Genomic DNA, 24,562 nt, shown 5'->3' with positions numbered 1-24,562 from the left:
CCTTTTTATTATTCACTCGCGCCCATTTCTTCAGCTTCAGGCATCTCAACTGTTGTGAGTCGCTCTTTCCAACAACCAGTACCGTCAGGGATAAGCTCCATTAACTCAATTCTATCAGAGTGCACACCTACTACTTCGCCATGATAGAGCCCCATATATTGCCCCTCTCGGATCCTATACAAACCTTGGTCAGCCGCTTTGATCAATGCCCAAGTTGTTACTTCTGTTGCAATTATGCCTTTCATAATAAGGTTGTCCAATGGGTATTTTTCCAGTGGATCTCTCAGTCTTTCGGGATCAGGATGAAGACAATTTTTAATTTGTACTAACCGACTCTCAATCACCTCAGGCTGCGGGGCAACAAAAGGACTTCGCAGATCAGATGCCTGATATTGGAAATGTTCAAAGCTCATCATTTCAGGAATTGGCTCTATATAAGGCGTTGCACTGGCTTGGACCCGATCAATAAACTCTTTTTGTTCTGCGGTATCATCATTGCATCCGGCAATAAGCAGTAAAGTGAGCAAGGTTGGCGCAAGCCGAATCATTGACTCTCTCCTTGCTCATATCGATAGGTTTTGGCGACCACACCAAAAACCAATGCGTTATTTCCCGCGTTTTCAATTCTAAAATCATGCAAGCTCACTATTCGAGGTAGCTGCGCAACTTTACTGACGAATTCGCCAAATTCATGGTAAGTACCGACAACTTCAAGATTTATTGGCAGTTCTGTATAAAATTCTTTTTTAACTTCTGGCAACCAACCTATTTTTAAAAAGGTTAAACCACTGGAAGTACCCACATAGGTTAAATCATCCAATAAGCCGGGAGTTTCATTAGAAGTCGGTAATTTTCTAAGCAATTGGGAAAATTGGTCTTCCATATCCAACATTTGCTGTCGATACAACTCTAAATTATTTGCTCGGCCATACTTGATGCGGTAATTCTTACGTAGCTCTTGTTCTTTGCTTACTGCCGATTCGTACCTGTCTATCGACGTTGAAACCAACATAGTGTAACCAATAATCAGCATCACCAATACAACCAGCGAACAACAGATGATTTTAACGGGTAGTGGCCACTCACCTATATTATCTAGCTCAACTTCATTCCAGTCGATTTCTTGCAATGCTTTGATATCAAGCTTCACGATTTAGGTACTCCTGATTCGGCGCTGCTATTTTGTTGACGCTCAAGCTCCATCTGTTCAAAAGATTTAACGTAAAAGTGCATCATAAAATCACTCAGTAATCTGTCGTCATTACTGCCTGCCACGATGCCTTGAATAACCGGTTTTTCTAATAAGTAAGATGACTCCACTGCGCGAAGCATTTGCGATAAACGATTATTAGATTCACTGCGCCCGACAACTTTAATCATATCTTCAGTGCGCTCCAAGCTTGTCAGATAAACACCAGCTGGCACTACCCGAGCCACTTCATCAATAATCTGAGTACCTAAGTTTCGGTTGCTTTGTAATACTTCGATTAATCGAATTCTGCGCTGCAAATTTTCTTTTTGTTTATTCAGTCCTTCAATCTCGCCAATCCGCTCATCTAATTTAGCTATTTCACCTTGGAGGTAACGATTTTTTATTTCCTGACCCTGTCTTAGGCCATCGTAAAACGTGCCCATTAGATACATAAGTGCCAAACTGGTCGCGACAATGACGGCTAAAATTGTCAAAAACTTTTGTTGTGATGCCTGTCGTTGCTGCTCTCGCCAAGGGAGTAGATTTATATGTGGCATGCAGAAAAGCTCCTCAATGCCAGTCCCGTCGCTATCGAGAATTGCGCACTATGGCGGTTAAGTACACTTCTATCTACTTTAGGAGCAATTTCCATATTCGCAAATGGATCCCCAATAATGCTATGCACACCCAACTCATCAACTAGTAGTCTGTCCAAGCCTTCAACGAGTGCAGTTCCACCAGTTAAAATAATGTAGTCCACTTGGTCATGCCCACTGGTGGTCATAAACATTTGCAGCGCTCTCCTTATTTGCTGTAAGAGAGAAGTTTGAAATGGCGCTAGTACTTCAAAAGTATAGTTTGGAGGAAGATCACCTGTTGTTTTTGCAAGTTCAGCCTCATCAAAAGTTTTATTATAGTAAGCAACAATGCTGTTAGTATATTGTTCACCGCCGAAAACTTGGTCTCTTGTATACAAAGTTTTGCCCGACTGTACCACACTAATCAAGGTAACAACCGCACCGATATCAATAATCCCGACAACTTTGTCATATGCATCTGAAGGCAATTGCTCATAGAGTACATCCACTGAGCGTGCCAAGGCATAGCTTTCAACATCAACCACCTTGGCTTTGAGCCCAGACTCTTCGAGTGCACCAACCCGGGCCTGCACACTTTCTGTTCGAGCAGCAGACAGCAGTACATTCACTTTTGATGGATCCGCTTCATTTACTGACAGCTTTTCGAAGTCCAAACTGACTTCATCCAGTGGATATGGGATCAAGCTATCCGCTTCAATTGCAATTTGAGACTCTAGTTCAGCATCAGTTAACGAAACATCCATAAAAATCATTTTCGTGATGACTGTTTGACCAGATACAGCAACCGACGCAAACTGTGTGCCTTTGGGAAGACGCTTTTTTAGTTTAGCGATAACACGACCAATTGCTTCGATATCTTGAATAGCGCGCTCTTTCATTGCACCTTTTGGTAAAGGCTCTATCGCGACAGCTTCGACTCGGTAACCTGCACTGGACTCGGCTAGCAACACGGCTTTTACACAGTGTGAGCCAATATCTACTCCAACCATCATTGGTGCGTGCTTTTTAAATATTTGATCGAACATGCAATTTACCCAAGTATTTAAATTAGTCGTTATTTTGGCGCTCTCGGTTAGAAGTTAACATTTGATACGCCTTAAGTATTATGCATTATACTTACCAAACAACAACGGTGCATTATTTAACACCTGTTCGGGTTGAAGAATTTACGCAAAAGTTATTAATCGTTTTTTAATCAGGATATACTAACAGCGTCCACTTGCAATTGGGAGTCTCACTAGGGATAAATTCGTGAATTTATTAAAAAGATTATTACAGACTGTTTTCGTTTTTGGCCTTTTTGGCGTACTGATTCTAATCGGCTTGTATTTCTATGTGAAATCCGATATTCCCAGCGTCAAAGTACTCAAAGATGTTCAGCTACAAACTCCAATGCAGGTCTTTACACGCGACGGAAAACTCATCAATCAATTTGGTGAAAAACGCCGTATACCAGTTAAAATCACTGATGTCCCAGAGCCTATGCTCAATGCATTCTTGGCGACCGAAGACAATCGTTTTTACGAGCACTTTGGTATTGATCCTATTGGGATTGTGCGTTCGTTTATTGTCTTAGTTAGCACAGGGCAGAAAAAGCAGGGGGCAAGTACCATCACCATGCAGCTTGCAAGAAATTTCTTCTTGACCCGAGAAAAGGCTTATATACGTAAAGTCAAAGAAATCTTTATTGCATTGCATATTGAACGATTGTTGAGTAAAGATGAAATTTTCGAGCTCTACCTCAACAAAATCGAATTAGGCCACCGCTCATTTGGTATTGGGGCTGCTGCACAAGTTTACTATGGTAAAGAACTCAATGAGTTGACCTTACCTCAAATGGCCATGATCGCTGGTCTACCAAAAGCCCCCTCAGCACTAAACCCGATACGCAACCCCACCCGAGCCAAAGCGAGACGAAATGTGGTATTGGGCAGAATGCTTGCCGAGAAATACATTACACAAGCCGAATACCATGCCGCTATTGATGCGCCAATTACAGCAAAACGACATGGTGCCGAAATAGAGCTATACGCCCCGTATATTTCAGAAATGGTGCGCGCATACATGGTTGAAAAGTATGGTACTGACACTGCCTATAATTCAGGTTTCAGGGTCTATACCACTGTCGATGCAGCCGACCAAGCTGCAGCGCAACAAGCACTCATCAACAATTTACACGACTATGATAAACGTCATGGCTTCAGAGGACCCAATGCCCGATATTGGCAACCGGAAGAGACGCCGTGGACAACACAGCAGATCACCGCACGACTGAAAAAAGTGAAAGCTATCGCGCCACTTCATGCAGCTGTGGTAACGGCACTAGAAGAGCAAACAGCCTCCGTTGTTATGCCTTCGGGCAACACCGTCACGCTAGACTGGGCCGCAATGAATTGGGCTAGGGCATATATCACAGAGCGACGTCAGGGTAGAGCGCCAAAAGTTGCCAGCGATATTCTCGCTCCCGGTATGCAAATATGGGTGCGTCAAGTCGAACAAAAATGGGTTCTCAGTCAACTTCCACAACCGGCCAGTGCACTCGTGTCTCTTGACCCTCAAAGCGGTCAAATCAAAGCGCTTGTGGGTGGTTACAGCTTTAAGCAAAGCCAATACAATCGGGCAGTTCAAGCAAAGCGCCAAGTTGGGTCAAACATTAAGCCTTTTATCTACTCCGCAGCCTTAGAAGGTGACTATACCCTTGCCACAATCATTAATGATGCGCCTATCAATCACTGGGATAACAGTCTAGGCGTGGCTTGGCGACCTAAAAACAGCCCGGATGTATACAGTGGCCCAATTCGTATTCGAAGAGCATTGGCGCAATCTAAAAATGTTGTGTCAATCCGCTTAATGCGTGGCGTAGGATTAAATAACACTGCAGATCACATTCTCAAGTTCGGATTTAGTGACGAAGATGTGGTACGTAGCGAATCTCTCGCCTTAGGTAGTGCTGCGATGACCCCCCTTGAAATGGCAAGAGGAATGAGTGCATTTGCCAATGGTGGGCATTTGATTGAACCATATTTTATTGACAGGTTAACCGATGCGTTTGGCAATGAATTAGGCACGGCAAGTCCATTGCGTGTATGCAGTGAAGAAGCACTGGAAGCCGATCCATATACATGCGCACCCAGGATCATTTCGGAAAAAAATGCCTTTTTAGTCGCCGATGCCTTGAAAAGCGCTATCTGGGGCGGCGGCAGTTGGCGACATAAAACAGGTTGGACCGGCACAGGTTGGCGAGCTCAGACACTGAAGCGAAAAGACTTAGCGGGCAAAACCGGTACAACAAACAATGCCGTTGATACGTGGTTTACCGGATTTAACCAAAATATACTTACCACAGTTTGGGTTGGGTTTGATGATGCCAGCAAACCACTCGGTCGCGCGGCTTACAATACTAACTTGGGCAAAAAGCAGATTGTGGGTGGAGAAGCAGGTGCTACGACGGCGCAGCCTGCCTGGGTGAGCTTTATGCGCCATGCGCTCAAACAAGAACCATTGGCGCCCATTGAACCGCCACCTGGGCTTGTATCAATACGTATTGATTTAAAAACGGGTCTACTGAGTGAAAAAAATGACTACACCAGCCGCTTTGAGTATTTTGAACGAGGAACCGCCCCGACAAAATATGTTTTAGATTCAGGCAGTAGCACACCTTTTGATGATAGCCTGCCAGCGTCAGAAGAATTATTTTAGACAACAGAAAAACAAAAAGGCCATGCAGTGCATGGCCTTTTAAATTGGCAAAATATCGTTTAAGTAAACAACTCTATTATTTGAGCTTCTGTGTTAACCAATATAAATCAGAGTGGATCCCAGCTGCAGTCACCTCTTTACCAGCGCCCGGACCTTGGATCACTAACGGGTTACTTTCATACCACTGGCTGGTGATCACAAAAATATTGTCACCAGGGGTTAAATTCGCAATTGCACTGCCAGCCTCAACATAGGCGATACCAACTTTAGCGCTAACCTCACCTTGCTCATCGATATCTAAAGCCCCAGTATAACGCAGCGCCTTACCTTCAGATTGCGACTGCTCATAACGAGACTGATAGAATGCATCTAAGTCCTGACGCTTAGCGAGAAAAGAATCCCAATCACCTGTCGCCAAATGCTCCGGCATCAACGGTTCTAGTGCAATATCTTCAACATCTAATTCAAGCCCTAAATCTCTGGCCAAAATAAGCAATTTACGCTGCATATCTCGACCTGATAAGTCTTCTCTCGGATCCGGTTCGGTATAGCCCATGCCCTGCGCTTCTATCACCAAATCAGAAAAAGGTTTAGAGCCGTCAAAACTACTACACAACCAAGACAGAGTTCCGGAGAACACCCCCTCTATGCGCGTCACCGCATCACCGCTATTTTGTAAATCAGCCAATGCAAAATTGATCGGTAACCCGGCACCAACACTCGTATTATAACGCCAGTGTAAGTTGCGCTCTTGTAATTGCTCAAGTAGTTTTCCATACCAAGCTTGTGCTGCCGTCCCAGCATATTTGTTGGCACTTATCAAATGACAGTCATGTGCCACAAAACTCGGATACATATCGCTAAAAGCATCACTGGCTGTAATATCAATCACCACTTTGTGCTCGTAGTCTAGTTCACCGATACGCTCCAGCAGATCTGACTGCTGATAGCTTTGTGCTTCGCTTCGCCATTGCTGTTGCCAGTTTTGAATATTGATACCACTTGGGCAAAACAACATTTCTTTAGAGCGAACCAAAGCTACAATCTTGAGATCAAAGTTTGCCTGTAACTTTTCAACTTGCTTTTGACATTGCTCAACGAACACTTCGCCCACATTGCCAAGGCCCGCGATGATCACAGCTAATTCTCGACCTTTATTGACGACCTTGTCATGTAAAATAGCGAGCACATCGCTATCGATAGATTGATCTGTCAAAAATAATGCATAACGCCCGTCACTGTGTGTAAAACGCACCACCACATCTTGCTGCTCTAAAACCGCAGCCACTTGCTGAGTTAACTGATGTGTTTCATGGCTCGGTGCCACAATTGCCAATCCTCTCAAGTGAGACTCAACGATATTCCCCCTGCCTTGCAAGTGGCTAGCTACGGCATGGGTGTCATTGCTCGGCACTAGGAGATAATCTTCACCACCTTTGCTAAAGTGGTGAATACTATGTTGTATTAATTGGCTTAAGGTCCGCACCTCACCTGTAGCAAGCCCTTCAATTCGAATTAAATCGAGTTCCTCGAATGTGGTTATAAACCGCTTATCTTTGCTATAACCTTGTTTAACAATTTCCGTGCCTACGGCCTCAGGGTCATAACTGCTACGCACTTGAAGTTTAATGTTGGTATCTTTCAGTGGTGATAACGTTTTTGCATGCAGTACTGGATTACCCAAACGAGCTAGCAGATTCGCTTGCGCTCTACAAACCTTAGGGTATTTAATTGCTGAACTCACTTTACGCGGATCGGTGCTGAACACACCATGGGTATCTGTCCAAATTGATACTGCCTGCGCATCAATATAATTAGCCAACAGGGTTGCGCTATAATCACTGCCATTGCGGCCCAGAGTAATGGTATTACCATCACAGTCTGAGGCAATAAACCCAGTCACTATGTGAATTTTATCGCCACTTAATTGTTCGATACACGCTTGTTTATTCTGTGCATGTAATAATTGACCTTGATGCTGGGTAAATAAGCTTCTCGCATCCACATCAAGCGCACTGACATTTAATGTCGACAATAAATGTGCTAACAGACGTGCAGACCATACTTCACCATGTGCCAATAACGATGCTTCATGCAAGTTAAGATCTGCTGCCGCCTTTGCAATGCTCTGTAATTCATCTTTTAATTTTTCTAACAGAGTACTTGCCTGCTGACTTGTAAACAACTCTGTCAGCAGTTGATTTTGATGGTTTTCCACCTGCAATAAAATGTCATTAAAGGCATTGTCATCTTTTTGTAAATAACTTTGCCATAACTTCACAAGCGTATTTGTGGTTTTACCCGCCGCTGACACAACGACACAATCACCTCTTTGGCATTGGCCTAAAATGATATTAGCAACCGCTTGATAGCGCGCTGCAGAACTAAGGCTAGAGCCGCCAAATTTGTGTACTACTTTTGTCATATTGTTACCATAAAACCGTATGTGCAGGGGATAATTTAAAGTCTTTGGCATCGTCAGAATTACCGCTTACAGGACTGTACACCTTTTTAAACGCTTGCTCAAGATCTGCTAACAAATCCTCAACGTCTTCAATTCCAACGGAAATTCGGATTAACGTATCGCCTACGCCCGCTTCAAGTCTAGCCTGCGGATCCATGCCTGCATGGGTCATCGTAGCTGGGTGACAAATCAAACTCTCTACACCACCCAAAGATTCAGCTAGCGAAAATTGGGATAAAGAAGTTAAAAATGCAGCCGAATCTTTTAGACCCCCTTTGATGTCAAAACTCACCATGCCACCAAATCCATGCTGCTGCTTTTTAGCGAGCGCATGCTGTGGATGGGAAGCCAAACCAGGATAATAAACTTGTTCAACGTATGGAGAAGACTCTAAATACTGAGCTATCGCCAGCGCATTGTGCTCATGCTGCTTTAAGCGCACTTTTAAAGTTCTAAGCCCACGCAGTGTTAAATAGCTGTCAAAAGGAGAGCCTGTAATGCCGATATTGTTTGCCCACCAAGCAAGCTCTTCACCCAATTCTTGCGTGCGAGCAATGACAGCTCCACCAACAACATCTGAGTGACCATTGATAAACTTAGTCGTAGAGTGCACAACAATATCCACACCAAAGGCAATAGGGTTTTGCAGCGCTGGTGACAAAAATGTATTGTCCGCAGCGACCAAAGCGCCACAACCGTGCGCTGCTGTCACTACCGCTTCAATATCTGTCAGTCTTAATATTGGATTACTCGGAGTTTCTATCCAAACGATCTTAGGTGCAATATCCGCAATTTTTTGCAGACTCTCAGGCTGAGTTAAATCAAGTACTTCTACTTTTAATAAGCCACGCTTTTCTAAAGAGGTAAATAATCGATAACTACCACCATAGCAGTCATGCGGGATCACCAAAGTATCGTCATGGTTTAATAACTGTGTCACAAGGTGAACCGCTGCCATGCCAGTTGCGGTAATAATGCCTTTTTCGCCACCTTCTAGCTGAGTGAGTGTATCGGCTAAAATATCTCGATTTGGGTTGCCACTGCGACCATAATCATAATCCCGCTTTTTATCAAAATCAGCAAAAGAATAGGTCGTAGAGAGATATAAAGGAGGCACAACTGCACCATGATGCTTATCTGCATCTATGCCATTTCTCACGGCAATCGTTGACTTGTTACTTTGGCTCATAGGTCACCTAGATACTTGGATGTTTAGACGTCTAAAAGGTTAGATGAACAATTGTGAGATGTCAAAACATTTATACTTCTATATGGCTAAATAACTAGTATTTGACTATCTTATTCAAACCGATAAAATTTCGCCACGAAAGCGATAAAGGATGCCAATAAGACTGAATCTTTGACCTAATATGGCAAAAGACCGAGTATTCTGCCAATTTCCTGTACAGTACACAGCGATTAGCTTGGTATATAGTACAAACCGTCAGCAGTGCACTCAGCAAACAAAATCCAGTCTTATTCACATTCAAGGTAAACACTGAGGCAAGTACACAATTATGGCTAAATGGAACGGTGAATATGTTCACCCATATGCAGAACACGGTAAAAAATCAGAACAGGTGAAAAAAATCACTGTTTCAATTCCTTTGAATGTACTTAAAGTACTGACAGATGAACGGACTCGTCGACAGGTCAACAACCTGCGCCATGCGACAAATAGTGAATTATTGTGTGAAGCGTTTTTACATGCGTTTACTGGCCAGCCTTTGCCAAATGACGAAGACTTAAGAAAAGATAATCCAGAAAAGATCCCAGCAGAAGTTCGCGAGATTATGGAAAAAATGGGATTGGATATCCCTGAGATAAACGAAGAATAATAAGTTCCTTTTAAGTATAAAAAAGCCTCACGAATGTGAGGCTTTTTTATATCACGTAATACACACTAAGCCTCATTCAAGACTTAGCTGTAAAATTTATGCCATGTAATTTTCAGGTAGTTCAATCTGTGCAACACCTGAGTCAATTGCAGCTTGTGCAACTGCTTTTGCAATACGAGGTAGTAAACGTGGATCCATAGGCTTTGGAATGATGTACTCTGAGCCAAATTCTAAGCTTTCTACTTCTGCTGCAACCAATACTTCTTCCGGTACAGGCTCTTTTGCAATACTTCGAATAGCTTCTACCGCCGCAATTTTCATTTCATCATTGATAGCAGTAGCGCGTACATCTAATGCACCGCGGAAAATAAACGGAAAGCACAGCACGTTATTAACTTGGTTTGGATAGTCAGAGCGGCCTGTCGCCATGATTAAATCGTCACGAGCACCATGTGCCACTTCAGGGCTAATCTCTGGATCTGGGTTCGAACAAGCAAAAACCACTGGCTTATTAGCCATCAGTTTAAGGTCCTCTGGTGAAAGCAGATCAGGGCCTGATACACCAACAAATACGTCGGCCTCAGCAATAACATCCTGCAGCGTGCGCTTATCTGTGTTATTAGCAAATAGCGTTTTATACTCATTTAAGTCATCACGACGAGTATGAATAACACCTTTGCGGTCTAACATGTAAATGTGTTCGCGTTGAGCACCACACTTTATTAGCAGTTCCATACAAGCGATTGCGGCTGCACCAGCACCCAAACAAACAATGATCGCCTCTTTGATGTCTTTACCTTGGATTTCCAAAGCATTTAACATCCCAGCAGCAGTTACGATAGCCGTACCATGCTGATCATCGTGAAAAACAGGAACATCACAACGCTCAATTAAAGCTTTTTCAATTTCAAAACATTCTGGCGCTTTTATGTCTTCTAAATTAATACCGCCAAACGTGTCTGCAATATTTGCAACTGTGTTGATAAAGTCTTCGGTTGTGCGGTGTTTTACTTCGATATCAATCGAATCTAGACCTGCAAATCGCTTGAATAAAAGCGCTTTACCTTCCATTACAGGTTTAGACGCCAAAGGTCCTAGGTTACCCAGACCTAAAATAGCAGTACCGTTACTGATAACAGCAACCATGTTGCCTTTACCTGTGTATCGGTATGCATTAGCAGGATCTGCTGCAATTTCCCGCACCGGCTCTGCAACACCTGGGCTATAAGCTAAGGCAAGATCTTTGACGGATTCAGCAGGTTTTGTCAGTTCAACACTGATTTTACCTGGGACGGGGTGAGCGTGGTAATGTAATGCTTTTTCACGTAAATCTGACATGACGCGATTTTTTCCTACGAGAAGTTAAAAGTGAGAGTGAGATAAAAATTCGCTAACTGCTTTCAACAATACCTCTTTTGAAAATTAATTCAAGCACTATCAGGTCTATCCTGTTAGACGATATTTTTTGGTATTTAGCGACTTTTAAGCTACTTTTCATCAAAATTTACAGCAATAAATTAACGGTAACATCCGCATTTCTTGGCCATGAAAGGTTAATTTATATGCAAAAAAACCATATATAACGAACAAGAATCAATTCACTAACAAAACCATACAGTTAAAAGAAAATAACTACATTTAGTGACATTTAGATGAATTTAACTAACTTTAATTAAAAATTAAATAAGCATAACTATTCAAAACAAAGACAGTTTTAAACACACATCTCACATTTTGCTTCATAATTTCAGTGCAAAAAACACATTAGAGTTGTGCCAATTAAACAGTTTAGTTAGACACATGCTATAGAACAAATATGGCAACTTTTTAATACAATACCAAATTGCACATTATTTTTATTGGTAGGAGTTATGGGATCGCTGGAATGAGGGAAACAAGTGGTAGAACGAAAAAAGCACCCGTAGGTGCTTTCTTTCACTTACTAAGCAGTGATTAACGCTTAGCAGATAGCGCACCGAAGCGCTTGTTGAAGCGATCAACACGACCACCAGTATCAAGGATCTTCTGCTTACCAGTGTAGAACGGGTGGCAAGAAGAACATACGTCTAGGTGAATGTCTTTACAAAGTGTTGAACGCGTCTCGAATTTGTTACCACAAGAACAAGTTGCTGAGATCGTCTCGTACTTAGGATGAATACCTTCTTTCATAGGAAACCTCTAATTTAAGGCCGTATCGCTCTCCAAACCCGAAGTTTGGCACCATACGTCGTTATACAAATAAATTGGACGCGTATTTTAGGACTTTCATGCTCAAACTACAAGCAATAAATTAGTATCTAACTAGATTTTTATTATTCCTGTTTGCTATCCGGAATTTACCCTCACAAGTAGAAAGTGATGAGGTATACTCTGGCACTTCGCATTCTTACTTTTACGCAATAGGCGGATCACTTGGAGAGCACATGCCATTTGCAGCTGTCGCAATAAAAGTCCCTTTACACAAGACTTTTGATTACACCTACCAATCCTCCATGACCCCTTGTGTAGGCGGTCGAGTTTGGGTCAAATTTGCCAACCGGCGTTGTGTCGCTGTCGTCACCGAGTTAAAAAAACACAGTGACGTCCCTGAAAATAAAATTAAGCCGCTTGAATCTGTCATTGACAGTACACCCATTCTAGATAGTGCTCATTTGAATTTTTTACTTTTTGCTAGTCAATATTATTGCTACCCATTCGGTGAGACAATATTTACCGCATTGCCAGGCGCACTGCGTGACGGCCATAATGTAGACAAAACTCAGCTCCCCTTTTTAACACTCACCGACGAGGGACGAGAAACCACACAATTGAGAGCCAAAAAGCAACTTGCCTTACTAGAACAATTGCGCAGTGCAGGGGATGCGACACACAGTGAACTCAAAACTTTGGGCTTTACACAAGCACAAATAAAAGGCTTGCTGGAAAAAAAACTCATCTGTGAAGAACTTCGTCCAGATACTTCTTGGCAAAACCAACCTCTATCTATCGGTACTAAACCCATTTTAAATGAAGAACAAGCAACCGCTTGCAGTGCAGTAAATCATACCGATGGTTTTCGCACGTTTTTAATTGAGGGGATCACAGGCAGCGGTAAAACCGAAGTGTATTTGCAGTGCTTAGAAAAAGTACTCAATGCAGGAAAACAAGCTTTAGTGTTGGTACCCGAAATCGGTCTAACCCCGCAAACAGTCAATCGATTCAAGCGTCGCTTTCCAGGCCTTCCGATTGATCTATGGCATTCGAACCTCACTGATAACGAGCGCTTGCATACGTGGCGTCGTGCTCAGCAAGCCACCACAGCGCTTGTAATTGGCACTCGCTCTAGTATTTTTTTACCGTTTCAATCCCTCGCTATGATCATCGTTGATGAAGAGCATGATCACTCGTTTAAACAACAAGATAGTTTGCGCTACCACGCTCGAGATTTGGCCGCTTACCGTGCTCACCAAGCACAGTGTTCGCTGCTTCTAGGGACAGCAACACCCGCGCTGGAAACCCTGAAAAAAGCACTCGACAACAAGTTTCAACTGCTGACACTAAGTAAACGTGCGCAAACCAGTCAAGACAATCAATTTTTACTTGTCGATATGAAAGCCCAACAAACGCAAGGTGGGTTCGCCAGCACAAGTTTAAAAGCAATTGAACGCACTCTGGCAATGGGTAAGCAGGCAATGATCTTTCTTAATCGCCGAGGTTTCGCGCCGACATTGATTTGCCATGAGTGTGCTTGGATAAGTGACTGTCAACACTGTAGTACCAGCGCCACCTATCACAAATCAATGCAGCGCTTGGTGTGCCACCACTGCGGTGAACAGCAATTTGTTCCTCACCAATGCCCTGATTGTGGTAGTACGCAAATTATGCCCACAGGACTTGGTACAGAGCAACTGGAAGAGTTTATCGCTGCTCAATTTGAGGACGTCCCTATCTGTCGTATTGACAGAGATTCAACCAGAAGGAAAGGCAGCTTAGAAAGTGCCCTTGAGCAGATCCACCAAGGTGGGGCTCAAGTGCTGATCGGCACACAAATGCTGGCGAAAGGTCACCACTTTCCCGATGTTGCGCTCGTGGTCATTTTGGATGTCGACAGTGGATTATATTCAAGTGACTTTAGAGCAACCGAACACATGGCCCAATTGATAACCCAAGTGGCAGGTCGAGCAGGTAGAAGTGGAGAGCCTGGCACTGTGATACTACAGACTCACTTTCCCGAACACCCACTGCTGCAAGATTTAGTCAACAATGGCTATCAAGACTTTGCGCGCTACGCACTCACTGAACGCCAAGAGACAATGCTTCCACCCTACACGCACCTCGCGTTGGTCAGAGCAGAAGCAACTTCCGCGCACCTTGTCATGACATTTTTATCCGATTTGGTTCCAGCGCAGCCATTCTCTGGTATACAATTGCTAGGTCCGATCCCTGCGCCCATGGAGCGCCTAGCGGGAAAGTACCGTTATCAATTACATATACAGGCAACGCAACGCAATGTTTTGCATCAATATCTCATGCAACTTAAGGAATATATAAGCAGCCACAAACTTGCCACACGGGTGCGCTGGAATATTGATGTTGATCCTATGGATACCTATTAAACTGATATGGCACAACACGATTATATAAACAAAACCCCGAAGAAAAAGGGACAAAAGAAACAACAACCTAAAACGCAGAAACCTTTTCCGAAAGTCCTCGCGGCATTCGCACTGCTGCTGATTGGAGGGTTCGCCTATGGCTTGTGGTTTATCAAAGAGCATGCTGATCCTGCCAAAGTCCAACAGGCACAAACACCGGCAGAACCTGCTGCTGTGGTTGAAAATAAAAAAGAGCTGCCTCGTCCACCTCCGTTCATCGATGATATGAAAAGAGCGAAAGTGGAAGCTGAGGTAAAAGTCATTAAATCACGGGGTCCATTTCAAATGCAGTGTGGCTCTTTCAGAACCTATGAACAAGCGGAAAAGCGCAAAGCGCGCATCGCCTTTGCAGGCCTCTTATCTGAAATTCGCCGCACTGAAGGAAGCAACGGAGTTTGGTACCGTGTGCGTTTAGGGCCCTATGACAAAAAGCGCGATGCTGAAAGCGATAAAAATAGATTGCAGCGCATCAAAATCGTTGACTGCGGAATTTGGGGCTGGACTTGAAATTAGCCTAGCTGCCCTCATTTAAGCATTTATTGATATAATTATCCGAGGCAAAGGCCTCTTTTAAGGAATACTATGACTACTATCGTAAGCGTTCGTCGTGATGACAAAGTTGTTATCGGTGGCGACGGCCAAGTGTCTCTTGGCAATACGGTGATGAAAGGCAATGCCAAAAAAGTGCGTCGCCTTTATAACGGTAAAGTACTGGCAGGTTTTGCCGGTGGTACTGCCGACGCATTTACATTATTTGAGCGTTTCGAAACTAAATTGGAAATGCACCAAGGACATCTCACTCGTGCGGCTGTTGAAATGGCCAAAGATTGGCGAACAGACCGCGCGCTCAGAAAGCTCGAAGCGCTGCTTGCTGTAGCGGATGAAACGGCTTCACTGATCATCACAGGTAACGGCGATGTTGTACAGCCAGAACATGACCTTATTGCCATTGGTAGTGGCGGTAACTTCGCCCAAGCGGCTGCAACAGCGCTGATTGAAAATACCGACTTGAGTGCACGCGAAATTGTCGAGAAAAGCTTGAAAATTGCGGGTGATATTTGTGTATTCACAAACAACTTCCAGACCATCGAAGAATTGTAATAGGAAAATCCATGACAGCAATGACACCTAGAGAAATCGTTCATGAATTGGACCAGCATATTATTGGTCAAGACAAAGCCAAAAAAGCAGTTGCGATTGCTCTTCGAAACCGCTGGCGTCGTATGCAACTCAATGACGATCTGCGCGCTGAAGTTACCCCTAAAAACATTCTTATGATTGGCCCAACAGGTGTAGGTAAAACTGAGATCGCACGCCGACTCGCTAAACTTGCCAACGCACCATTTATCAAAGTTGAAGCAACCAAGTTCACAGAAGTGGGCTATGTGGGTAAAGAAGTTGAAACCATTATCCGCGATCTAGTTGAAGTCTCTTTCAAAATAACGCGTGAGCAGCAGACTAAAAAGCACAAACACCGTGCAGAAGAAGCTGCTGAAGAGCGCATTTTGGACGCGCTATTACCACCTGCTAAAGACGCATGGGGTGAAGCACAGCCAGCTGAAAATAGCTCAACTCGTCAAGTGTTCCGTAAAAAGCTACGCGAAGGTCAACTAGACGACAAAGAAATCGATATCGATATCGCGGAAACATCACCGCAAGTTGAGATCATGGCGCCTCCTGGTATGGAAGAAATGACCAACCAGCTACAAGGCATGTTCCAAAACTTGTCTGGCGACAAGAAAAAGAGTCGCAAGCTTAAAATTAAAGATGCCTTTAAGCTGCTCATCGAAGAAGAAGCCGCTAAGTTGGTAAACCCTGAAGAGTTAAAAGAGCAAGCTATCTTCGCCGTTGAACAAAACGGGATCGTGTTTGTCGATGAAATCGACAAAATCTGTAAACGTGGTGAAGCATCGGGTCCTGACGTCAGTCGCGAAGGTGTACAACGTGACCTATTACCTTTAATTGAAGGTTCTACTGTCAGTACAAAACACGGCATGGTTAAAACAGATCATATCTTGTTTATTGCCTCTGGTGCATTCCAAATGGCTAAGCCTTCTGATCTGATCCCTGAGTTACAAGGCCGTTTACCTATTCGTGTAGAGCTTGAAGCTCTGACTGCAAAAGACTTTAAGCGTATTCTGACTGAGCCTCATGCATCACTCACTGAGCAGCAGCAAGCGCTGTTACAAACAGAGCAAGTGACTGTCGATTTCACTGAAGATGCGATTGAGCGTATTGCAGAAGCTGCATGGCAAGTAAACGAAAAGACTGAAAATATCGGTGCAAGGCGTCTACATACTGTGATGGAAAAGCTGATGGAAGAGATCTCGTTCGATGCCTCAGACAAAGCAGGTCAAGCATTGAAAATTGATGCGAAATACGTTGAACAGCACCTTGATATGCTAGTTCAAGATGAAGACTTAAGCCGCTTCATTCTATAATTCGGAGACTGGGTCAGCGATGCTGACCCAATTTTTATGTATCAAGTAACCAAACTCCATTACCATCGACTAAGTAATCAACTCGACATTAGTTTTGACGATGGCATGAAAGTCACGCTCAGTACAGAATTTTTACGTACGCACTCCCCGTCTGCGGAAGTACAAGGACATAGTCCTGAACAAGCGCAACTGGTATTAAACAAGCAAAACGTGACCTTAAACGCAATTGAGCCAGTAGGGCATTATGCCGTAAGGCTGTGTTTTGACGATGGCCACAACTCCGGCTTATTTAGTTGGCAGTACCTACGTAAGCTATGTACAAATCACCAAGTGTTATGGGCACAATATCAAGAAAAAGTGCAGCAACACCATAAGAACAAAGACAGCGTACCGATTAAATTTGTCCCTTAGGCCTTATAAACAAAAACAGCATCACATGGATGCTGTTTGCAAGAGAGCGCCTAAACTCCTCTAGACGCGCTTTAGTTATCACACCTTATATTTATCAATGGCATTGTGCAGTGCCCGAGCCTGTTCAGACAGCTCTTCACTACTTTGCGCATTGGAAGCAGCGTGTTCAGATGCATCTTGCGCAATATCGCGGATTTTAACGACATTTTTATTTACTTCTGACGCAACCTGATTCTGTTCATCAATGGCAGTTGCAATGTGCGTACTCATATCCATAATGTTTTGCACATCTTCTGTGATCAAACCTAAAAGCTCTCCAGCACGTTCGGCTTGCTCAACACTCTCATTACTTTGGCTTCGGCACTCTTCCATAATACTTACAACATCTTGGGTACGCTGTTGTAATGTCGAAATGATACTTTCAATCTCTTGTGTCGAGTCTTGCGTACGCTGTGCCAAGGATCTAACTTCGTCGGCAACCACTGCAAAACCTCGGCCTTGTTCGCCCGCTCGAGCTGCCTCAATCGCCGCATTCAGTGCTAACAGGTTTGTTTGTTCGGCTATTCCTCTGATCACATCAAGTACCGAACCGATGGTTTCACCATCGCGCTCCAACTGACCAACAACTTCAGAGGCACCACTGAGTGAGTGAGACAATGCCATAATGTGATCTATGGTAGAGGTCACTTCACTGCGGCCTTGCTGTGCATTGTTATTCGTCGATTCTGCTTTTTGCGCTGCGGCTTCCGTATTGTGCGAAATGTCCTGAATCGTCGCTTGCATTTCTGTGGCTGCAGTTGCCACCATATCCGCCTCATGCAATTGCTCATTCATACCAGCACTGGTTTGCGCTGTGGTCGCAGAAAGGTGTGATGTGGCATCATTGATGGTCACTAAAGCGCGATTAACATCTGCGATCAAGTTTTTGAAGTCTTCAATTAAGCTATTGAAGTCGCGTGTCATGATGGTAATTTCATCATTGCCACTGTGCTCAATCAAAATACCTAGGTTGTTCTCTCGTCTGATCCGCTCTATCGTCTGATAAACACGCTCAACAGGGCGAATAATAGATCGGCTGGTCGACCATACCAATACCATCACAATGGCGGCTGCGGCAAAGAAAATTAGAATTGCAATCGACTTGGCAAATTCTGCGTTTTCTGCGATCTCACGCTTGGTCTGCTCAACAATGGCGACAACCACCGCATCGCTTTTCTTTACCACGGTACGCATATCGCCCAGTGCACCGCTATTTAAATCGACACCCAGTGTTACCTGTGCATCCACCAAGCCTTTGAATTTGACTTGATACACACCGAGTAAATCAATGAGCTCTTGCTGGTAAGCGCGGCTATGACTGGATGCACGGATCTGAGACTCAAACGTCTCAATGTGCTTATTAAACTTACCTAGATATTTGGTATCTAGACGCAACATAAAATCTTTTTCTGCGCGTCTGAGTTGCAACATGGTCGTCAGCAACTTGTAGTCTTCTTTTTGTTTTAGCAGTGTTTCTACCCCATGCACCGCTTTTCGCAGTTCACCATACAAGGCATCTTTTGGATGCATACCTATGGTCTTTTGTAAGTCGACAACGCGATTAAATTCAGCGTGATATTGGGTAACCAACTGTTCAAACTGATTTAATTGCGCTAAATCGATGCCAAAGTCGATAAAAACAGCTTCAAGTTGCGACTTTTTTTGTTTAAGTTGTTTATATTCCTTTTCAAACTGTTCCAGCGCCGCTGTGTCTTTGTAAAATAGAAAGTTTTTCTCATACTTTCGCATGGACAACTCATGAACATCCAGTTCTTCTGCGTATTGAATGGTCTCATTCAACTGGCGCATTGTATTGGCTTCAGTGATGATCACAGCTAGCATAACCAGCAAAGCAACACCGACAACAACAGCATTGAGCTGCAAACGCCTTTTTATGGTTAGATTTTCAAGTAGAGCCATACAGTTACCTAATTATTACAGAACCTGCAATACAGTATAGCCAAACTCACCTTGCGCTGAAATTGAATCTACAAGTTTAATCAAAAATATTTCATGTTTTTCACATGCTATGCAACTTTGTTCCTATTATAGAGGATTGGTTGCCACAAACTGTCATGTAAACTGCCGTAATCTTGCCATTGGCCTTTTGCAAGCCACTTTGCCAGCGGCGTCGCATCTGAAGGAAAATCGATCATTTGCCCCTCTGGATGTTCCAACCATTCCCCCAACGCTTCGGAATTTAGATAGTTCATCACCTCAGCCAAGCCTAATGACTGCAGCGTCATAGCATTGCTTAATTGTTCGAATTGTCCTTGTAAAGGTTTCAATAATAACTTCTTGCCAAACTTGAGCGCCTCGCTAGAAAGCTCAAACCCTGCATTGGCAACTACCCCAGATGCACTTGTCAGATCTTCTAAAAACCCCGTTCTGGACGGCGCGCGCAAATGAATATGATTGATCGACTGATCAACCGCATCAGGGTGATAACAATAAAATTCTCTATCAGGAAAATCCCCAAGCAATTCAACAATGCTATTCAGATCTTCGAAAGGCAGGTAAACCAGTATTTTGTTCGCAATTGATACGGTTTGATTACCATGAAATGCGATAAAAGGCGGCAAAATATTTTTTGCAAAAGGTTGCCAATGCACCCCTAAATGCACATTTGCAGGCGCAAACCAGCGGATCAAAGCTCGTTCCATAAAACCTGCGCCAAATAAAGGCACTTCTGGAGATAAAAATGCCGCTTGATGGCTCATCGCGACAACAGGCACTTTCGCCAATTTGGCAGCCCATGCGGACACAGGTTCAAAGTCGTTAAATACAAGATCATATTGCTTGATATCCAGCTGCCGAACATCGCGTAAAAAGGTGCCAAGTTTAAGCTGCTTTACGGTTTCTTGATAATTTAGTTTGCCGCCTTTGGTAATAAAGCTTAGCCCGCGTCTCACCTGATATTGACCAAATACCCCCATATCAAAATACTGGTTAGCATCCCTTCCGGAAAACAAATAATCAACATCAATTCCGAGTTTGGTAAAACATTCCGCCATTACACGCGCACGTGTAATGTGGCCATTGCCCGTCCCTTGGATCCCATATAATATTCTCATAACTCTCCTAAAATGCCGATGGCCAATAATGCGCACCCACTGCCCATCACGGCGCCGAGCACAACATCTATTGGATAATGTACTCCAACCAAAACGCGTGACAACGAAACTCCTGCTGCCCATATCAGCAGAGGGATGGTCAATACCGGGTAAACATCAATCAGGCACGTTGCGTATAACCACGCACCTGCGCTATGTCCCGAGGGCAAACTAAACTTATCACTGGGTGTAAGCATTGCCTTAACAGCCAAACAATCGCACGGTCTTATTCTGGCAAAGTGCTTTTTCATCACAAAATACAATGGCCGCTCTATGGCAAACGCAACCAGTACCATTTGTACAAATGCACTACCATCACTGCCCATAAAGTAACCATTTAATAATGCCAAAATGACGTATAGACCACCGTTGCCACTTTTAGACAGCATTAACATCAACCAGTTAAACCATTTTCGCCGTTTTGGCTTGTACAGTGCAAAATAGAGCGCCGTGTCTAGTTTAATTATTTGTGCTTTCATCATAGTTGCTTACATTTGTTCACAATTTCAGCATAGAAGAGCTTAATAACAATACCGCGACATTTTTGTGACACAATTATGTAAGTTTATTCAAAGCATTGCGCAGCTTCTCAATGGGAGTATACTGACAACAGTTTAGCCATTCTCTGAGGATACTATGATGGATTACAGCACGTCTGATCTGTGTGATCACTTCGCCGATGCCATTGACGTACTTGAGCCAATGTTTATTAACTTTGGCGGACAACATGCCTTTTGTGGTCGTATAAAAACGGTGAAATGTTTCGAAAACAACGAAATGATCGCCGAAGTACTACAACAAGATGGAACTGGTAAAGTTTTATTGATTGATGGTGGAGGCTCTACACGACGCGCCTTAATCGACATTGATCTCGCTGAGCTTGCCTTGGAGAACAACTGGCAAGGCATCGTCGTATACGGCGCAGTACGTCATGTCGAAGAGCTCGAAGAATGTGAGCTTGGCATTCAAGCCATTGCATCTATTCCTGTCGGCGCAGACAGCGAGGGCACGGGCGTACAAGGCATCCCTGTCAATTTTGCAGGTGTCTCTTTCTTTGATGATGATTTCCTGTACGCAGACTCGACTGGTATCGTTATTTCAGCTGAAGAGTTATTGCTCGAAGTAGACGAAGACGACGCCTAACCACTAATTAAGACCATCACCGAGCCACTGCGCATAACGCGTAATGGCTTGGCGCTGTTTACCCTAACCTGCTTTTAATACCTGAAACACCATGACTGCACATAACTGGATCAAGATTTATAACGAATCAAACATCAGCGAATACACAGCTACACGAGAAAACGAAACACGATTTTGGCAATCATTGTCTTTTTTAAAGTCGCAATCCCCGCTGCCTGAAGCACTAAAAGATGCCGCCGAGTTTGGTATCAAATATGTCCTCGTTGCCATCAACGAAGACATAGGACCGCGCGGTAATTGCGGTAACGGTGGAGCAACAGATGGCTGGCATGCGTTTTTAAAGCGCTTTTTAAATTTACCTTGTAATCAGTTTCTCACTCCCAGCAATGTGTTGTTACTGGGAGAGGTCATCACCGAAGATCTACAACAACAAAGTGAGGCGCTAGATAACAACATTAATGCCGACCTCACTCAACTTAGAGTATTGTGTGAAGAATTGGATGTGCGTGTCAGTGCTGTGCTAAAAGCCATATTTGATGCCGGACTTGAACCAATCGTGATAGGTGGCGGACATAACAACAGCTTTGGCCTGTTGCAAGCACTGTCACACAGTCAACAGAAACAATGTCAGGCAATAAATTTTGACCCCCACGCTGACTTTAGAGCCATTGAAGGCAGACATTCAGGTAACGGGTTTAGTTACGCACATCATGCAGGTTACCTTGCTGATTATCACGTTGTCGGTATGCATGAACAGAAAAACAATGACACCATCGTTGCTTCATTACAAAGTGCAGGGTTCACTTATACTACATACCAAGACATCTTAGTATCTCGCAACACATCACTCACCGATGCTATTAAGGTTGCAACTACGCGTTTTGATCCAAATCTTCCCCTTGGTATTGAGGTGGATGTCGATGCTATTTCAGGGATGCCTGTCAGTGCATATACCAATTGTGGCTTCAGCGTTAATGATGCAGAGCACTTTGTTTACCTGAGTGCCAAACAAGCAAATACACACTATTTGCATCTGTGCGAAGCTGCACCAAAAAATCACCCTCAGGGGGCTGCTCAAGGACATATCGAGGCGGGGCAAGTATTGTCCGGTCTAGTATGTAGCTATTTAAAAGCGAGACAAAATTAACTCGCATCTGAGGTGTTGGGACTATCTCCAATGGGGTGCTCCCAACGCCACTGCTTCAGCCAACTGATCATGCCGATACTACTCAGAGGCCGCGTAAATAAATAGCCCTGTGCAGCAAAAGCATTGAGGTTTTGGGCAAACTGCAACTGCTCTTGAGACTCCACTCCTTCGCATATCACCTTACACTCTTGTACGTTCTGCATTTCAACGATGCCACGCACCACAGCCTTAAAGTTCCCTTGGCTCTGATTCGGCGTAGTCAATGAACGCCCAAGTTTCACATAATCCACTTCTAATTTTGGCAGCTTTGCCAATAACAATGGAGATTCTCCAAAACCATCTACACAGAGCTTCACACCCATAGTGCGCAATCTAGCCACCATCGCGACACCTTGTTGATCAAGTGTGGTAAACATCTGTGATGGGCACTCAATGATAATATCTTGCGGCATCAGCTGATGTTCGACCAAAATTCGATCAACAAACTCGATAAACTCTTCATGCAACATCTCAGGCCCAAACAAGTTGATACCAAGTGGCATTTGGATCCCTTCAACCCTTAGCGCCAGTGCGATTTCAGCGGCACGCTCAATAACATACTGCGCCAATGGCAATGCCAGTCCAGCAATACGAATATCTTCGATGAACTTACTCGCAGCCAAGATCCCCTGCTTGGGGTGCTGCCAGCGCAAAAGTAGCTCAACATACTCGATATCGCCGTCACTGTTTCTAACGATCGGTTGAAAATACAGCTCTAACTCATTTTTAAAGTCAATATGCGCGAGCTCCGCCAATCGTGCTTGTTGCTCTAATCTATCGATTTGCATTTTTTGCTGATAAGGTGCGATGGTTTTGTCCGGACTGCTATCCAGCGCTAAAAACACACAAGTAAGCAGCTCATCAAATTGACCCAACTCTTCATCACAGTTGACATAACTTGCCCTTGCACTGACCTCAATAATACAGTTACCAACATTGAACGGTTTTAATGTACTCTCGATTATTTCTGCACATAAATGCTCGTGAAGATGCTGTTGGTGGGCTAGGCTACACACAAATACAAAGTGTAATCCACCGAGGTGCGCCAATCGCTCAACATCATTGCCCATCGCAATGGGCATAATATCGTGGCATTGCAAATGTTGTTTCATGCGATTTGCGGATTGCGCGAGCAACAAGTCACCAAACTCACGACCAAGGTGAAAGTTAACTTGTTGAAACCCTTCAAGTCTCACCATCACCAACATAGCAGTGCCAGGCTCACGTGCTCGATACTCATTAAATGCTTCTCGGATACCCGCTCTATCAGGCAGACCCAATATATCTGCATTGGAGTCTAAGTTAGACTCCATAGGGGCTCTGTCTTCTAGTCGCGGTACCTCAAGAAATAATTCGCTGATAAACACAGGAAGCAGAGTTAAAACCACATAAACACTTGGTAAATGCCACCAAAAATGACTGACAGTCAATAAGGTCGCTGCAACGGCACACAGTGCACAGATCACAATATGACGGCCTTGACCCAGCTTATCACTTTGCCATATATGCACTAGTAAAATGGCCACCAAAACGTACAGTGCGATATCACCCACTGAAGCGAGTATAGCCAGCCCTGTGGCACCAAGTAGCGCGTGAAGAATGCGATTGACAGCAAAATGTGAACGCGCGATGGCAACTAAGCTCAAGCTCACCACCACCCCTGCGTAAAATGCCACCGCTAGCGGTGAGTATATGACGGTATGTAGTGAGAGATCAGCTAGTTTCGTTGCTCCCCAAGTTGGAAATACCCAACACATATTGAGCAATATAAAGAGATATTTTATCAACGAAAATTTAGCCATC

At 43.9% G+C, this 24,562-nt stretch carries 21 protein-coding genes; 9 read left to right on the top strand and 12 right to left on the bottom strand.

Annotated elements, in window-relative coordinates; genetic code table 11:
- Window positions 1–8: 8 nt before the first annotated feature.
- From N483_RS02280 to N483_RS02265, 4 genes are read right to left on the bottom strand one after another with little or no spacing between them, the layout of a single operon-like run.
- Complete coding sequence (locus N483_RS02280; protein ID WP_023397687.1) at window positions 9–548, bottom strand: pilus assembly protein PilP; 540 nt, start codon at window positions 546–548, stop codon at window positions 9–11.
- On the bottom strand, window positions 545–1,150 hold the full coding sequence (locus N483_RS02275; protein ID WP_023397686.1) for a type 4a pilus biogenesis protein PilO: 606 nt from the start codon (window positions 1,148–1,150) through the stop codon (window positions 545–547). The genes N483_RS02280 and N483_RS02275 overlap by 4 nt, the downstream gene beginning before the upstream one ends.
- Window positions 1,147–1,749, bottom strand: coding sequence for a PilN domain-containing protein (locus tag N483_RS02270; RefSeq protein WP_023397685.1), 603 nt, complete (start codon window positions 1,747–1,749; stop codon window positions 1,147–1,149). Before N483_RS02270 ends, N483_RS02275 begins: the two co-directional genes overlap by 4 nt.
- Entirely contained in the window at window positions 1,737–2,816 is a 1,080-nt protein-coding gene (locus tag N483_RS02265; RefSeq protein WP_023397684.1) for a pilus assembly protein PilM, read from the bottom strand. Before N483_RS02265 ends, N483_RS02270 begins: the two co-directional genes overlap by 13 nt.
- A gap of 226 nt (window positions 2,817–3,042) precedes the next feature.
- Between N483_RS02265 and N483_RS02260 the strand changes: the two genes are divergently transcribed.
- Entirely contained in the window at window positions 3,043–5,490 is a 2,448-nt protein-coding gene (locus N483_RS02260) for a penicillin-binding protein 1A (RefSeq protein WP_023397683.1), read from the top strand.
- A 76-nt stretch (window positions 5,491–5,566) separates the two neighbouring features.
- Here the strand turns inward: N483_RS02260 and metL are convergent, their stop codons facing one another.
- Both metL and metB read right to left on the bottom strand, forming a co-directional pair.
- Window positions 5,567–7,915, bottom strand: coding sequence for a bifunctional aspartate kinase/homoserine dehydrogenase II (metL, locus tag N483_RS02255; RefSeq protein WP_023397682.1), 2,349 nt, complete (start codon window positions 7,913–7,915; stop codon window positions 5,567–5,569).
- A gap of 4 nt (window positions 7,916–7,919) precedes the next feature.
- The gene (gene metB / locus N483_RS02250; RefSeq protein WP_023397681.1) at window positions 7,920–9,143 is read right to left on the bottom strand and encodes a cystathionine gamma-synthase; all 1,224 of its coding nucleotides are present in this window, start codon (window positions 9,141–9,143) and stop codon (window positions 7,920–7,922) included.
- A gap of 328 nt (window positions 9,144–9,471) precedes the next feature.
- Here metB and metJ point away from each other — a divergent pair, with 328 nt between their 5' ends.
- Window positions 9,472–9,792, top strand: a complete 321-nt coding sequence (gene metJ / locus N483_RS02245; RefSeq protein WP_023397680.1) for a met regulon transcriptional regulator MetJ — start codon at window positions 9,472–9,474, stop codon at window positions 9,790–9,792.
- A 96-nt stretch (window positions 9,793–9,888) separates the two neighbouring features.
- Here the strand turns inward: metJ and N483_RS02240 are convergent, their stop codons facing one another.
- Together N483_RS02240 and rpmE are read right to left on the bottom strand one after the other, a co-directional pair.
- A complete protein-coding gene (locus N483_RS02240) occupies window positions 9,889–11,130 on the bottom strand; it encodes a malic enzyme-like NAD(P)-binding protein (protein WP_023398432.1) in 1,242 nt (413 codons plus the stop codon).
- A gap of 615 nt (window positions 11,131–11,745) precedes the next feature.
- Window positions 11,746–11,961, bottom strand: coding sequence for a 50S ribosomal protein L31 (rpmE, locus tag N483_RS26520; RefSeq protein WP_023398433.1), 216 nt, complete (start codon window positions 11,959–11,961; stop codon window positions 11,746–11,748).
- Window positions 11,962–12,215: 254 nt separating this feature from the next.
- On the opposite strand from rpmE, the gene priA reads away from it, so the two are divergent.
- The 5 genes from priA (at window position 12,216) to N483_RS02215 (ending at window position 17,278) form a co-directional block, all read left to right on the top strand.
- On the top strand, window positions 12,216–14,387 hold the full coding sequence (gene priA / locus N483_RS02235; protein WP_023398434.1) for a primosomal protein N': 2,172 nt from the start codon (window positions 12,216–12,218) through the stop codon (window positions 14,385–14,387).
- Window positions 14,388–14,393: 6 nt separating this feature from the next.
- Complete coding sequence (locus N483_RS02230) at window positions 14,394–14,933, top strand: SPOR domain-containing protein (RefSeq protein ID WP_023398435.1); 540 nt, start codon at window positions 14,394–14,396, stop codon at window positions 14,931–14,933.
- 75 nt (window positions 14,934–15,008) lie between these two features.
- Window positions 15,009–15,527, top strand: coding sequence for an ATP-dependent protease subunit HslV (gene hslV, locus N483_RS02225; protein WP_023398436.1), 519 nt, complete (start codon window positions 15,009–15,011; stop codon window positions 15,525–15,527).
- Between the two features lie 11 nt (window positions 15,528–15,538).
- Window positions 15,539–16,867, top strand: a complete 1,329-nt coding sequence (gene hslU, locus N483_RS02220; RefSeq protein WP_023398437.1) for an HslU--HslV peptidase ATPase subunit — start codon at window positions 15,539–15,541, stop codon at window positions 16,865–16,867.
- A gap of 36 nt (window positions 16,868–16,903) precedes the next feature.
- A complete protein-coding gene (locus N483_RS02215; protein WP_023398438.1) occupies window positions 16,904–17,278 on the top strand; it encodes a gamma-butyrobetaine hydroxylase-like domain-containing protein in 375 nt (124 codons plus the stop codon).
- 78 nt (window positions 17,279–17,356) lie between these two features.
- Here N483_RS02215 and N483_RS02210 read toward each other — a convergent pair whose 3' ends face one another.
- The 3 genes from N483_RS02210 to N483_RS02200 all read right to left on the bottom strand — a co-directional run bounded on the left by N483_RS02210 (window position 17,357) and on the right by N483_RS02200 (window position 20,912).
- Window positions 17,357–19,237, bottom strand: a complete 1,881-nt coding sequence (locus N483_RS02210; protein ID WP_023398439.1) for a methyl-accepting chemotaxis protein — start codon at window positions 19,235–19,237, stop codon at window positions 17,357–17,359.
- A gap of 107 nt (window positions 19,238–19,344) precedes the next feature.
- Window positions 19,345–20,391, bottom strand: coding sequence for an MJ1255/VC2487 family glycosyltransferase (locus N483_RS02205; protein ID WP_023398440.1), 1,047 nt, complete (start codon window positions 20,389–20,391; stop codon window positions 19,345–19,347).
- Window positions 20,388–20,912 (bottom strand): phosphatase PAP2 family protein, encoded by a 525-nt coding sequence (locus tag N483_RS02200; RefSeq protein ID WP_023398441.1) that lies wholly within the window; start codon window positions 20,910–20,912, stop codon window positions 20,388–20,390. The genes N483_RS02205 and N483_RS02200 overlap by 4 nt, the downstream gene beginning before the upstream one ends.
- 157 nt (window positions 20,913–21,069) lie before the next feature.
- Between N483_RS02200 and rraA the strand changes: the two genes are divergently transcribed.
- Complete coding sequence (gene rraA, locus N483_RS02195) at window positions 21,070–21,573, top strand: ribonuclease E activity regulator RraA (RefSeq protein WP_036975546.1); 504 nt, start codon at window positions 21,070–21,072, stop codon at window positions 21,571–21,573.
- Window positions 21,574–21,664: 91 nt separating this feature from the next.
- Entirely contained in the window at window positions 21,665–22,720 is a 1,056-nt protein-coding gene (locus tag N483_RS02190) for a formimidoylglutamase (RefSeq protein ID WP_023398443.1), read from the top strand.
- Here N483_RS02190 and N483_RS02185 read toward each other — a convergent pair.
- Entirely contained in the window at window positions 22,717–24,561 is a 1,845-nt protein-coding gene (locus N483_RS02185) for an EAL domain-containing protein (protein WP_023398444.1), read from the bottom strand. The two genes, N483_RS02190 and N483_RS02185, sit on opposite strands and share 4 nt — an antisense overlap.
- Between the last annotated feature and the right edge of the window lies 1 nt (window position 24,562).

This window comes from Pseudoalteromonas luteoviolacea NCIMB 1944, from assembly GCF_001625565.1.
Taxonomy (GTDB): domain Bacteria; phylum Pseudomonadota; class Gammaproteobacteria; order Enterobacterales; family Alteromonadaceae; genus Pseudoalteromonas; species Pseudoalteromonas luteoviolacea_F.
This window is presented reverse-complemented; position numbering and strand designations above follow the sequence as displayed.

Excerpts from the sequence above, each read along its gene's own strand:
- N483_RS02205 (WP_023398440.1), bottom strand. The coding sequence starts at position 20,391 with ATGAGAATATTATATGGGATCCAAGGGACGGGCAATGGCCACATTACA.
- rpmE (WP_023398433.1), bottom strand. The coding sequence starts at position 11,961 with ATGAAAGAAGGTATTCATCCTAAGTACGAGACGATCTCAGCAACTTGT.
- hslV (WP_023398436.1), top strand. The coding sequence starts at position 15,009 with ATGACTACTATCGTAAGCGTTCGTCGTGATGACAAAGTTGTTATCGGT.
- N483_RS02280 (WP_023397687.1), bottom strand. The coding sequence starts at position 548 with ATGATTCGGCTTGCGCCAACCTTGCTCACTTTACTGCTTATTGCCGGA.
- priA (WP_023398434.1), top strand. The coding sequence starts at position 12,216 with ATGCCATTTGCAGCTGTCGCAATAAAAGTCCCTTTACACAAGACTTTT.
- N483_RS02230 (WP_023398435.1), top strand. The coding sequence starts at position 14,394 with ATGGCACAACACGATTATATAAACAAAACCCCGAAGAAAAAGGGACAA.
- N483_RS02190 (WP_023398443.1), top strand. The coding sequence starts at position 21,665 with ATGACTGCACATAACTGGATCAAGATTTATAACGAATCAAACATCAGC.
- metB (WP_023397681.1), bottom strand. The coding sequence starts at position 9,143 with ATGAGCCAAAGTAACAAGTCAACGATTGCCGTGAGAAATGGCATAGAT.
- N483_RS02215 (WP_023398438.1), top strand. The coding sequence starts at position 16,904 with ATGTATCAAGTAACCAAACTCCATTACCATCGACTAAGTAATCAACTC.
- N483_RS02265 (WP_023397684.1), bottom strand. The coding sequence starts at position 2,816 with ATGTTCGATCAAATATTTAAAAAGCACGCACCAATGATGGTTGGAGTA.
- N483_RS02185 (WP_023398444.1), bottom strand. The coding sequence starts at position 24,561 with ATGGCTAAATTTTCGTTGATAAAATATCTCTTTATATTGCTCAATATG.
- N483_RS02200 (WP_023398441.1), bottom strand. The coding sequence starts at position 20,912 with ATGATGAAAGCACAAATAATTAAACTAGACACGGCGCTCTATTTTGCA.
- N483_RS02270 (WP_023397685.1), bottom strand. The coding sequence starts at position 1,749 with ATGCCACATATAAATCTACTCCCTTGGCGAGAGCAGCAACGACAGGCA.
- hslU (WP_023398437.1), top strand. The coding sequence starts at position 15,539 with ATGACAGCAATGACACCTAGAGAAATCGTTCATGAATTGGACCAGCAT.
- metJ (WP_023397680.1), top strand. The coding sequence starts at position 9,472 with ATGGCTAAATGGAACGGTGAATATGTTCACCCATATGCAGAACACGGT.
- N483_RS02210 (WP_023398439.1), bottom strand. The coding sequence starts at position 19,237 with ATGGCTCTACTTGAAAATCTAACCATAAAAAGGCGTTTGCAGCTCAAT.
- metL (WP_023397682.1), bottom strand. The coding sequence starts at position 7,915 with ATGACAAAAGTAGTACACAAATTTGGCGGCTCTAGCCTTAGTTCTGCA.
- N483_RS02240 (WP_023398432.1), bottom strand. The coding sequence starts at position 11,130 with ATGTCAGATTTACGTGAAAAAGCATTACATTACCACGCTCACCCCGTC.
- rraA (WP_036975546.1), top strand. The coding sequence starts at position 21,070 with ATGGATTACAGCACGTCTGATCTGTGTGATCACTTCGCCGATGCCATT.